The organism is uncultured Gimesia sp., assembly GCF_963972345.1.
Classification (GTDB): Bacteria; Planctomycetota; Planctomycetia; order Planctomycetales; family Planctomycetaceae; genus Gimesia.
In genome coordinates, this window is record NZ_CAXAVM010000236.1 from 1 (window position 1) to 10,311 (window position 10,311).

The following is a 10,311-nucleotide window of genomic DNA, read 5'->3' on the forward strand; positions in this document are numbered from 1 at the left end:
TGAGCCCGAATGCAATTCGGGCCGAGCGCAGCGAGCAGGAGGTCGCAGCTACCACATTCCTTCCAGAACCAGGCTTCCCCTACTCACTTCGCACGGCCGGACAAGCCGGCCATGGCACCCGGCAACCTCTTATCCTAATTGCAATGTCTCCTGCAAAATCAGACGGCGCGTGCCACAGTTCGGCTTGCCCGACAGTGCTTTGAGTCACCTCCCAATTCAGAGAAAAAGGGTGAGCCCGAATACAATTCGGGCCGAGCGCAGCGAGCAGGAGGTCGCAGCTACCGCGTTCCTCCCAGAACCAGGCTTCCCCTACTCACTTCGCACGACCGGACAAGCCGGCCATGCCACCCGGAAACCTCATATCTTAATGGCAATGTCTCCTGCAAAATCAGACGTGCGTGTGCCATCTGTCGGCTTGCCCGACAGTGCTGGTGCAAACGTCCCCTTTCATATTTCACAATGAATTATAAAAGAAGTCCCCCACCCCCCCGCAGATGAAAATCCCGAACCACTAAACACAGATCCCGGGTAGCCCCGGATGCAATCCGGGGTTGTCGCAGACAACAGGAAACTGTCAGGGCAAGCACACAATCCAGAACAACAAATCCCACCCGTTCAACGTAGGGGCCGTCCCATGTGTCGGCCCGCCTGGCGAGTCTCAACCCGGCATCGCGAACAATGGGAACAGATGAAACATCCCCATCAGAATTTTCGACCACGAAAAACCCGAAACCAGCCATAAGAAAATGGGTAAGCCCGGATGCAATCCGGGGTTGTCGCCGACAACAGGAAACCGTCAGGGCAAGCACACAATCCAGAACAATAAATCCCACCCGTTCAACGTAGGGGCCGTCCCATGTGTCGGCTCGCCTGGCGAGGTTTTTTGGTTCTTGGACCGTTATTCATGTTAATTCAATTTTTGCCCCACACGCAGGCGGTTTCCGTCCGGGTCGGTAAGTGATACTTCACGGCACCATGGCTGCTCTGTGACCGCAACCCCAAACTCTTCAGCGATTGCATCCACGTCGTCCACATAAAAGTAAACGAGGGAATGCGGAGTTGCATCCCCCTTGTGTTCAGATAGATGAAGCAGGATGTCTCCACGCCTCAAGAATGCGTAGATGGGAAGGTTCGGAGCGAATTGATGTTCCCCTTCAAGATCAAAGCCGAGGCGTTCATACCATTTGGCGGTGACACGGGCATCAGTGACGCGAAAGATGGGAACCAGTTGCTCAGACATGAAGATGTCCTCTATATAAAATTGTGCTTCACTTTCGCGGAGGTCGTAAAACCGTCACTTCTGCTGGTGATTAAAATATACCATGGGTTAAGCTTACTTTTCATTTCATAAACGCTAACTTCAAAACGAAAAAATAGAACTCTCAGCGCGATTAAAATTTGATTCTAAATTAGCAATTAAGTGAATGCTGCGGATGCGCGGTCCGCCGATATACCGTAGATGATAACTCGCGTAGACGGCCAATGCGAAATGAAACCCCACCCCCTCATTTTGACTTCTGACTTCAAACCACTGAATCTCCCTGTCCGGAATTATCATCAAACCCATGCAGTTCAACTGGTGTCCATTTTCCAGAGAGTCGCTGACTCTCAAAATGCATGTCGATTACATCAGCATCTTCTTGATCAATTCCATAACCTTTAAAATGATTGGCATCGGGAAGATATTGATCATATTTCATTAATTATCTGGTGCTAACCGGTTTCTGGTTCCTGGAATATTATTATTGGACATGTTTCTCACGGAGCAGGTCACGGTTCGACTTTCATCAGCTTACCATAAATTGAGTGAAACGTAATCCAGCCATTGATCCGACCGATGTTATTGCCGATCTGGAACCGTTTACCCTGGATGGCCTTGATCAGATGCAGATATTCGTTTCCGTTCACTTTACAGAGGACGATATCACCTTTTTCCAGATCTGCTTCGTCGACCGGAACCACGGTGCAGAGCTGCCCCGATTCAATCTTGCCTTTCATTGAATTTCCCCGCGGACGGAAAGAAACGGTTTCGCCTGCTTTCAGACATTCAATGTAATGGGTTGCCCAGCCGATGGTGGTCGTCCTTTAATCTAAGCGATGATCCAGATTCTGTTTCATAAAAAACTCTTCAGCGTCCCACCGCAAACTTCTGTATCCGATGATTATAGGCATCGACAACGTACAGATTCCCCTGGCTGTCGAACGCCATGCCGTGCGGGGCGTAGAACTGACCGGGGTCGTCACCCTGTTCCATGCCGAAGCCGCGGAGATATTTTCCTGCTGTTGAGAACTGCTGCACGCGGCCGCTGACGGCAGAGATCCAGAGACGATCCCGGGAATCGATGCAGACCGCGATCGGTCCGGTGAGACTTTTTACCGGCTTGCCGCCAAAACCGCTGAAATAACCTCCCAGACCACCTGGTGCGTCCGCAGCTGTCCCCCAGTGCTGGAGCAGTTTTCCTTCTGCCGTAAACTTCTGGATCCGGCAGTTCGCCCCTTCGGTCGTCCAGAGATTCCCCTCTGAATCGAAGGCCAGAAACTGTGGACCGCCCACACGCGAGTTGGGCGTCGCTTTGCCTCCGAACTCGCCTGGCTGGTTGCCATATTTACCCCACTCAAACAGGAACTGGCCCGTGGGATCAAACACCTGCACCCGGTGATTGGTCTGATCGGCGACATAGATATTTCCGTTTGCCGCGACGGCAATTCCTCCCGGGCAGTTGAATTCTCCCGGTCCTTTCCCCGGCTGACCCCATTGGCGAATGAGCTTTCCCTGGGGGGAATAGATCGAAATCTGATCGGCGATTTTATGTTTGCTCGATCCCGATGCCAGGGTGTGGGAAAGAACCAGATTACCCTGTTTGTCGAGCGCGATCCCTCCCGGATTGGGCAGTACCGGAAAGTGGGCCCGCAGTTTTCCTTCGAGGTCAAATTTCTGCACACGGTGATTCAAGTGATCGGTCACGAAAATTTCATCGGTGGTGTTGATTACAATGTCGATCGGAAAATGCAGTTCGCCGGGCTCGTCACCCTGCTGTCCCCAGGTTTTCAGGAACCGGATCGTCGGAGTTTCTTCTTCAGCAGCCACGAGGGGAAGTGTGCTGTGGGCCATCAGCAGGCACAGGCAACAGAGCAGACCGTGTTTCAGCATTGTCTTTTCCAATGAGCAAAACAAATCAGTTTACTTTCTACGGGAGAGAGGTCTGGGACTCAAACGATCATACCCGAGTGAGTTGGTTCGAGCAAAGAGATTCGGAGGCAAGTGGAATTCCTGCTAAAAAACAGTGCCGTGCAGTCAACCGGCAGGATAGAATGGAGACAGACCTGAATTGTTTCTCTGAAAGTAATGAGAATGTCGAAAGACGAATCTGCCTCGAAAATAGAACCGGAGTTTTCCCGCCGCGGTGCATTAGGCGCGGCGGTTATCAGCACATTGGCCGCGCTGCGCAACTGGTGGCGTGGTACTCCACTGCAGGCGGGCTTACTTGCGCCTCCGGAATTTGTCACTCCACAGACACAAGCGGCCATCGAACGCGGCTTGAAATGGCTCGCATCCCGGCAGGTGACAGATGGCGGGTTCGGCAGCAGCGGTTCATATGCGCGGAATGTCGGCGTCTGCGCATTGGCGGGGACGGCGTTTCTGGCACACCGCGGCATGACCGGCTCGTATCGGCGTTCCATTCAGGAATGCATTCGTTATCTGCTGGGCCGATCACAGGAGAACGGGTTCATCGTCGAAGCAGACGTTCGCACGCATGCGCCGTTATATGGTCATGGCTACGCGACGATGTTCCTGGGGCAGGTCTTCGGCGAGTCGTTTGATCCGCGCGTTCGTGAAGCGTTGAAAGCAGCCACTCAACTGATTTTGAATCTACAGAACGAGCAGGGGGGCTGGAGTTATACTTCCGATCCCAAAGACGCGGATGTATCGATCACCACCTGCCAGATGCTGGCACTCTTTTCAGCGCGTCAGGCCGGCGTTGGTGTGCCGCGGGAAGCGATCGAGCGGAGTGTCGATTTTCTCAAACAGGCTCAGAACGAGGATGGCGGATTCCGTTATCGTCTGGACGATCCTCCCGAATCGCTGTTTCCCCGTTCGGCGGCCGCGGTGGTGGCACTCACCTGTGCCGGCCTGGAACGGGACCCTACAGTACAGCACGGGCGCGAATATCTGCAGCAGCCACATCCCCCGCTGGAACTCTCGCCGGGACAACTGGCGGAGTACCATTTCTATGGGCGATTCTACGCGACGCACGCCGCCTGGCAGGCGGGCAAACCGGAATGGGATCGCTGGTATCCAATGGTCCGCGACGAACTTTTATCACAACAGTCAACCAGAGGTGACTGGCACGATGCGAATATTGGTGATGAATACGCGACGGCAATGGCGTTGATTGTGCTGCAGTTTCCTTATGGCAATGTGCCTTTGCTGGCGATGCGCTGAATACTTATTTTCAGATTATTCAGCAGGAAATGTATCAAGAACGAAATAAATTCGTTTCATTGCGCATCTGAAAAGATGTGGATATTTCTCGAAAAAACAGCGAACCGTTTCTATTGAAGCGCCTCTTAGTTAACAGTCAGTTCATCTGACAGACACGTTGGCTTAATTTTAATCACATTTAAAAAACGGAATTATATCTTCCATGATTTCTTATCTGTTGACAATCAGTTTAAGTACCAAACCCGCAGGCAATCTCGAGGCCGGCCTCCCGGCTGAGGATACGCTCGCGCTGAATTTGCGCTGTTGACATCTGGTTGATCTTTAGAATTCTGAAATCACCCGGTGTCATCAGGCAGCGGGTTTTTTTGCGTCTCCATCAAACGGTGGATAAAAGGTGTCAGGAACCTTAATTATAAGGTTCCTGACACCTTTTATCCCCCGATCCAGGTACGTACTGAAACAAGGCCCGTTCGACTTCGGGTGAGGTCACCGGTTTCTCAAGCCGGGCAGGTCGGGTTCGACTCCCACACGGGTCATTAAAACATTTAAGGAGCTTCAATTATGGTTACATTATTTTGTTCTAAACGCACGCCCCCCACTTCCATTCGGGGTCGTGGTGTAACGGTTGCATTACTGGCTTTTAACCAGTCAGGTGGGGGTTCGATTCCCTCCGGCCCTATTTTTATTGTGAGATCAAACGCACCGGTCGTCTAACCTGGTAAGACGTCGCCTTTGTAACGCGGTCATGTGGGTTCAAATCCCACCTGGTGCTCTTGCAAAATTAAATCAAATGAAACTGATTCGCGCCCATGATGTAGCGGCAGCCTGCTGTCTTGCCATGGCGGAAGTGCGGGTTCGACTCCCGCTGGGCGCTCTTTTTAAACAGGGTGTGGGGAAGTCTGGTCTAAACCGCGTGCCTTGGAAGCACGAGATCGCTGGTTCAAATCCAGTCACCCTGACTATGCCAAATACGGGAAGATGTAAGAGAAAAATAATAATGCGGTGGTACTCGTGCTGGTACGGGTGGGCGACTGTTAATCGTCTTGACGCAGGTTCGATTCCTGCCACCGCAGCTTGATGGAAGTCATCGTCTTCCATTTCAAAACAGACGCCTCTGGTGTAACGGCAGCATGACCGGCTCCAACCCGGTCGATCGGGGTTCAAATCCCTGGGGGCGTGCTTGAGAATAAAAGGTGTCAGAGAATAAAAGGTGTCAGGAACCTTATATTTAAGGTTCCTGACACCTTTTATTCTCACGTCCTCGTGGAGCAGTTCGGAGTGCTCGTCTGCCTGTCACGCAGAAGGTCGTGGGTTCAAATCCCATCGGGGACGCTTAACGTCAGACACGGTATGCAAACTGGTAAAGCAACGAAACTTAAAATTTCGTGATTGTCTGCGGGTTCGACTCCCGCCCGTGTCACTGTCAGAATTCAATAAACAGAAAATAAAAACACGCGTTGGCTGGGCATTGGCGAGCCCCGGTGGCTGTAACCCACCCGCTTAATAGCTGTGGCGGTTCAACTCCGTCCCGACGCATTATATATCAACATGAAATAAAAGGTGTCAGGAACCTTAAATATAAGGTTCCTGACACCTTTTATTAAAATCAACATGGCCAAGTGGCGAAACTGGTAGACGCGCGACTCTCAGAAAGTCGTTCCCTCAGGGATTGCGAGTTCGAATCTCGCCTTGGCTACTTTTTACTGACGCAGAGGGGCAGGTGCCCGGCCGACTCTCATAAGGTTGGTGCACCCGGTTCGATTCCGGGCTCTGCTATTGATTCGACGGTTTATTATTTTAAGGGCTGGCATGTACCTTGGGGGCGACTGACTCTTGCAAAGTCGGTGTGTTGGGTTCGATTCCCATCCGGTCCACTTTATGCATAGAACACAGAATCATATTCTGTATAACAGGAGTAATAATGCGATCAACAAGAGATCTGGATCTGGGAAAACTGAACAGCGCGACAAAGTACCCTTCAATCCCCACGTACCATGCACTGGGGGAACGGGGGGCGCTGCTGGCAGAACATGTCAACTTTGATGGACAGACACTGATTGTGACAGAAAAAGTGGATGGCACCAACAGCCGGATCATTCTGATGCCGGATGGATGCTACCTGATCGGCAGCCGTGAAGAACTGCTGTATGCGCGGGGCGACTTGATTCACAATCCCGCGCTGGGCATCGTAGATACGCTCAAACAGACCGCTGAACGGATTGTTGACGGTGTGTTTACACCCGCTGATGTCATCACAGTCGTCTATCTGGAAACATATGGTGGTAAAACAACCGCGGCTGCGAAACAGTACACGAGCCAGCGCGAGTTTGGCTATCGTGTGTTCGACGTGAGCCGCATCGCGTTGGAGCATCTGGACGCCAGTCGTGAAGCGATCGCTGCCTGGCGCGAGAATGGCGGGCAGTCATTTCTGCGGGAACAGGAATTGATCGAACTGATCGATTCACTGCAACTGGAGTTGACGCCCCGACTTGAAATCCGGAAGACGCTGCCAGCGACGATTGTAGAAACGCATGCGTGGCTGGAGTCCATGATTCCCACGACGCTGGTTGCCCTGGACGATTCTGCTGGCGGCAGACCTGAAGGTCTGGTAGTGCGTACTGCAGACCGCAGTCGGATCGCTAAGATTCGCTACGAAGATTACCAGCGTCATCAGAAACGGGCGGCTGGTAAAAAGTAGTAGGCAAAGAAAACTCCCCTTCCGACGGGAGACTGTCGGGAGGGAAGTTTCTATTTTTAAGTCTGCTCACGATCAGGAAGCATTCAACGCTGCTCGCACTCCTGTAGAATAGGCGGGGTCAATCTGCTCGAAGTGTTTGAGCTGGCGTTCTACAATTTCTTCGGGCACGCCCTGCATGGCGGCGGCGATGTTGGAGAACAGCCGGGCTTTCTGTCCGTCGTCGAACAGGTTAAACAGCGCGCGAGGCTGTGAGTAATCGTCATTACCTTCCCGATGATCGTAGCGGGCGGCGTCTCCGGATATTTTCAACGGTGGTTCGGCGACATCCGGTTTCTCTACGGGGCCGTTGAAGGAGTTCGGTTCGTAGTAGGCGTCCACGGGGCAGCCGTTTGATTTGAAGTGCATCGCGCCGTCTTTGTGATAGTGATGCACGGGGCACTTTGGTTCGTTTACCGGCAGTGCTTCGTAGTGGGTACCAATCCGGTGCCGGTGGGCGTCGGCATAGGCGAAGACGCGGGCCTGCAGCATTTTATCGGGTGAAAAACCGATGCCGGGTACTTTATTCGAAGGGGAGAAGGCCGCCTGTTCGATTTCCGCAAAGTAGTTTTCCGGATTGCGATTCAGTTCCATTGTCCCTACGTCAATTAAGGGGTAATCGCCGTGCGGCCAGACTTTGGTCAGGTCAAATGGGTTGTAGGGCGTGAGGTCGGCATCCGTTTCCGGCATGATCTGAACCTGCATCTTCCATCGGGGAAACTCCCCTTTTTCAATCGCATAGAACAGATCCTCCTGAGTGCTCTCGCGAGTTTTTCCCACGACCTGTTCTGCTTCCGCATTGGTCCAGTGCTTGTGACCCTGCTGAGTTTTGAAGTGGAACTTTACCCAGAACCGTTCATTATTGTGGTTGATGAGACTGTAAGTGTGACTGCCGTAACCGTTCATGTTACGAACGCCCACCGGTAGACCCCGGTCAGAAAACAGGATGGTCACCTGGTGCAGTGATTCAGGGGAGAGGGACCAGAAATCCCACATGGCGGTGGGAGAACGCAGGTTGGTTTTGGGATGACGTTTCTGAGTGTGGATGAAATCGGGGAATTTGTAGGCATCGCGGACGAAGAAGACCGGCGTATTGTTGCCGACCAGATCCCAGTTGCCTTCTTCGGTATAAAATTTGAGGGCGAAGCCGCGCACATCGCGTTCGGCATCGGCGGCTCCTGCTTCGCCGGCGACTGTGGAGAAGCGGGCGATCATCTCCGTTCTGGTGCCTGGCTGCAGCACTTTGGCTTTCGTATATTTACTGATGTCGTTCTCGATCGTCAGTGTCCCATGCGCGCCCCAGCCTTTGGCATGCACGACCCGCTCTGCAATCCGCTCCCGATTCTGGTGCGCCAGTTTTTCAATTAACTGGTAATCCTGCATCAGCAGCGGTCCACGCGGTCCGGCAGTGATGGAATTCTGATTGTCGGGAACGGGGGCGCCGCCGGTTGTTGTCAGTGTGGGCTTTTCGGTCATTGAATCTGTTCCTTGTGGCTGGACTATGTCCAGTTTTACTGTAGCGTCTTCCGGGCCATTTCGACCAGGTATAATAGATTGAAAGACGCTATGGTTAAATGTGATGCGCTCTATCGGAGGCTACATCAGTTTCAGTCGCAGTCATTCGAGTGATGTGAGTAAATTCGCGCTTCGCTGTTCTGTTTAAGACTATAGGAATCTGTCGACAGGATGTCTAATGCAATCATTGGATAGCAGTCATACCTCGGGTGCATGGTGATGAATTTAACTTTGTGAGCACTGGGTCTGTGAATACTCGTGAAGTCGTTTCCGGAATTCGCGCAACAGTCGACTCTGAAAACGATAGGGATTCCAGACCACAGCGATTTTTCGAGTGGGACTTTTGCCGCTGATCGAGCGATAGACGCGACGGTCTGTCTTGTCGAGTCGTCGCGCCATCTCGGGAATCATGGAAATTCCATGTGAGAGAGAAACCAGTTCCTGGACCATCGCCAGTTGACTGGTCTGCTCTACCGCGACAGGGTGGAACGAGCGTTGACGGCAGAAAGAAACAATATTGTCGGACAGGCAGTGTGCTTCATCCAGCAGGACGAAGGGATAGGTTTTGATATCGTTCAGGCGGATTTGAGGTTTATCCACCAGTGGGTGGTCAGGTGGCAGAACCAGGAACAACTCTTCCTCGAACAGTTCTTCTACATCCAGGTATTTGGCCGGAACCGGTAAAGCGATAATTGCGAGATCAATTTCACCCTGGGTACAACGTTTGATTAAATGGTCGGTGGTATCCTCCTGAACGATCAGCGAGGCTTTGGGAAACTCCGCAGAAAACTGTCGTAACAAATCAGGTAGAAAAAAAGGAGCAATCGTCGGGATGGCACCCACGCGAATCTGACCACTTTGACCATCGTCTGAAATTTCTGCCTTGGTGTCGGCAATCAGCGTGAGAACCTGCTGGGCACGGGACTGGAGCAGCTTGCCTGCTTCGGTTAAGGCGACCGAACGGGTTTTTCGTTCAAAAACCGGTTGTCCCAGTTCTTCTTCCAGTTTCTGGATGGAACGGCTGAGAGCCGGTTGTGAGATCATCAGTTCTTCAGCGGCCCGGGTGAAATTTCCCCGTTCGGCAACTCGTAAAAAATAGCGTAACTGATCGACTTCCATTAAGTTCTGTCCCAAATTGTCGATGTAGTAAAGGTATTCAGCGTCTCTGTTTCATGCGGTAAAGGTATAAACTAACGGTTAAGGACTGTGGATTGCTATTGCGAACCGGTCTCGGACTCCGATTTTTTACAAATCATTGGTAAAACCGGATTTAAAGGTTTGTCAAAGCGAATCTGCATGCGAAAATAAAAGAGCACGGACCGCAGATATCGAAATATCTAAATCCTTGAATGTTTCAGGGGCGTGATTTACGATACCTCTGCTGAGGTCCGTGAAATTTACTTCTGATGGAGTGCTGTATGGCGACCCTGTTCAAACACTTGAGTTTGATGCTACTGATCTGTGCCTGTGTGCTTCGCGCAGGAATCGCTGCGGAAGAAGTAAAACCGGAAACTTTAACCTACGAAGAGCACATTCGACCGATTTTCCGTGCGCATTGTTTTGACTGTCACGGTGCCACCGAGGAGATGAAGGGGGGCCTGGATTTGCGCCTGGTCCG

General features: G+C 52.0%; 9 protein-coding genes, 11 tRNA genes and 1 pseudogene. 15 read left to right on the forward strand and 6 right to left on the reverse strand.

Features of this window, described 5'->3' with window-relative positions; translation table 11 throughout:
- Positions 1–229: 229 nt before the first annotated feature.
- Positions 230–463, forward strand: coding sequence for a hypothetical protein (locus tag AACZ40_RS25605; protein ID WP_291174801.1), 234 nt, complete (start codon positions 230–232; stop codon positions 461–463).
- 444 nt (positions 464–907) lie between these two features.
- On the opposite strand, the gene AACZ40_RS25610 is transcribed toward AACZ40_RS25605, so the two are convergent.
- From AACZ40_RS25610 to AACZ40_RS25625, 4 genes are all read right to left on the reverse strand, one after another.
- A complete protein-coding gene (locus tag AACZ40_RS25610) occupies positions 908–1,255 on the reverse strand; it encodes a glyoxalase superfamily protein (RefSeq protein WP_291174935.1) in 348 nt (115 codons plus the stop codon).
- A 268-nt stretch (positions 1,256–1,523) separates the two neighbouring features.
- A complete protein-coding gene (locus AACZ40_RS25615) occupies positions 1,524–1,700 on the reverse strand; it encodes a hypothetical protein (protein ID WP_291174789.1) in 177 nt (58 codons plus the stop codon).
- 70 nt (positions 1,701–1,770) lie between these two features.
- Positions 1,771–1,998 (reverse strand): hypothetical protein, encoded by a 228-nt coding sequence (locus AACZ40_RS25620; protein WP_291174786.1) that lies wholly within the window; start codon positions 1,996–1,998, stop codon positions 1,771–1,773.
- A gap of 130 nt (positions 1,999–2,128) precedes the next feature.
- Positions 2,129–3,151 (reverse strand): NHL repeat-containing protein, encoded by a 1,023-nt coding sequence (locus AACZ40_RS25625; RefSeq protein ID WP_291174783.1) that lies wholly within the window; start codon positions 3,149–3,151, stop codon positions 2,129–2,131.
- Between the two features lie 201 nt (positions 3,152–3,352).
- On the opposite strand from AACZ40_RS25625, the gene AACZ40_RS25630 reads away from it, so the two are divergent.
- The 13 genes from AACZ40_RS25630 (at position 3,353) to AACZ40_RS25690 (ending at position 7,142) form a co-directional block, all read left to right on the forward strand.
- Positions 3,353–4,444 carry a terpene cyclase/mutase family protein gene (locus AACZ40_RS25630; RefSeq protein ID WP_291174780.1) on the forward strand — a complete coding sequence of 364 codons (1,092 nt, stop codon included), beginning with the start codon at positions 3,353–3,355 and terminating at the stop codon, positions 4,442–4,444.
- A 463-nt stretch (positions 4,445–4,907) separates the two neighbouring features.
- Positions 4,908–4,980: transfer RNA gene (locus AACZ40_RS25635), tRNA-Glu, on the forward strand.
- Positions 4,981–5,051: 71 nt separating this feature from the next.
- Positions 5,052–5,123 (forward strand) — tRNA-Lys (locus tag AACZ40_RS25640).
- Positions 5,124–5,143: 20 nt separating this feature from the next.
- Positions 5,144–5,216 (forward strand) — tRNA-Thr (locus AACZ40_RS25645).
- 31 nt (positions 5,217–5,247) lie between these two features.
- Positions 5,248–5,318, forward strand: a tRNA-Gly gene (locus AACZ40_RS25650).
- A 9-nt stretch (positions 5,319–5,327) separates the two neighbouring features.
- Positions 5,328–5,403 (forward strand) — tRNA-Pro (locus tag AACZ40_RS25655).
- Positions 5,404–5,442: 39 nt separating this feature from the next.
- Positions 5,443–5,517: transfer RNA gene (locus tag AACZ40_RS25660), tRNA-Asn, on the forward strand.
- A 35-nt stretch (positions 5,518–5,552) separates the two neighbouring features.
- Positions 5,553–5,623 (forward strand) — tRNA-Trp (locus AACZ40_RS25665).
- Positions 5,624–5,701: 78 nt separating this feature from the next.
- Positions 5,702–5,776, forward strand: a tRNA-Asp gene (locus AACZ40_RS25670).
- Between the two features lie 10 nt (positions 5,777–5,786).
- Positions 5,787–5,864: transfer RNA gene (locus AACZ40_RS25675), tRNA-Leu, on the forward strand.
- 193 nt (positions 5,865–6,057) lie between these two features.
- Positions 6,058–6,140: transfer RNA gene (locus AACZ40_RS25680), tRNA-Leu, on the forward strand.
- Positions 6,141–6,245: 105 nt separating this feature from the next.
- Positions 6,246–6,318, forward strand: a tRNA-Ala gene (locus AACZ40_RS25685).
- 47 nt (positions 6,319–6,365) lie between these two features.
- Positions 6,366–7,142, forward strand: coding sequence for an RNA ligase family protein (locus tag AACZ40_RS25690; RefSeq protein ID WP_291174777.1), 777 nt, complete (start codon positions 6,366–6,368; stop codon positions 7,140–7,142).
- A gap of 72 nt (positions 7,143–7,214) precedes the next feature.
- Here the strand turns inward: AACZ40_RS25690 and AACZ40_RS25695 are convergent, their stop codons facing one another.
- Together AACZ40_RS25695 and AACZ40_RS25700 are read right to left on the reverse strand one after the other, a co-directional pair.
- The gene (locus AACZ40_RS25695) at positions 7,215–8,654 is read right to left on the reverse strand and encodes a catalase (protein WP_291174773.1); all 1,440 of its coding nucleotides are present in this window, start codon (positions 8,652–8,654) and stop codon (positions 7,215–7,217) included.
- Between the two features lie 264 nt (positions 8,655–8,918).
- Positions 8,919–9,812: a LysR family transcriptional regulator gene (locus AACZ40_RS25700; protein ID WP_291174769.1), complete on the reverse strand. Its 894-nt coding sequence runs from the start codon at positions 9,810–9,812 to the stop codon at positions 8,919–8,921.
- A gap of 299 nt (positions 9,813–10,111) precedes the next feature.
- Here AACZ40_RS25700 and AACZ40_RS25705 point away from each other — a divergent pair.
- Positions 10,112–10,311, forward strand: a pseudogene (locus tag AACZ40_RS25705) (hypothetical protein); the annotation flags it as partial.

What these genes read in the sequence shown, in the direction of transcription:
- AACZ40_RS25615 (WP_291174789.1), bottom strand. Translation starts at nt 1,700, where the DNA reads ATGAAATATGATCAATATCTTCCCGATGCCAATCATTTTAAAGGTTAT.
- AACZ40_RS25620 (WP_291174786.1), bottom strand. Translation starts at nt 1,998, where the DNA reads ATGAAAGGCAAGATTGAATCGGGGCAGCTCTGCACCGTGGTTCCGGTC.
- AACZ40_RS25625 (WP_291174783.1), bottom strand. Translation starts at nt 3,151, where the DNA reads ATGCTGAAACACGGTCTGCTCTGTTGCCTGTGCCTGCTGATGGCCCAC.
- AACZ40_RS25630 (WP_291174780.1), top strand. Translation starts at nt 3,353, where the DNA reads ATGTCGAAAGACGAATCTGCCTCGAAAATAGAACCGGAGTTTTCCCGC.
- AACZ40_RS25690 (WP_291174777.1), top strand. Translation starts at nt 6,366, where the DNA reads ATGCGATCAACAAGAGATCTGGATCTGGGAAAACTGAACAGCGCGACA.
- AACZ40_RS25695 (WP_291174773.1), bottom strand. Translation starts at nt 8,654, where the DNA reads ATGACCGAAAAGCCCACACTGACAACAACCGGCGGCGCCCCCGTTCCC.
- AACZ40_RS25700 (WP_291174769.1), bottom strand. Translation starts at nt 9,812, where the DNA reads ATGGAAGTCGATCAGTTACGCTATTTTTTACGAGTTGCCGAACGGGGA.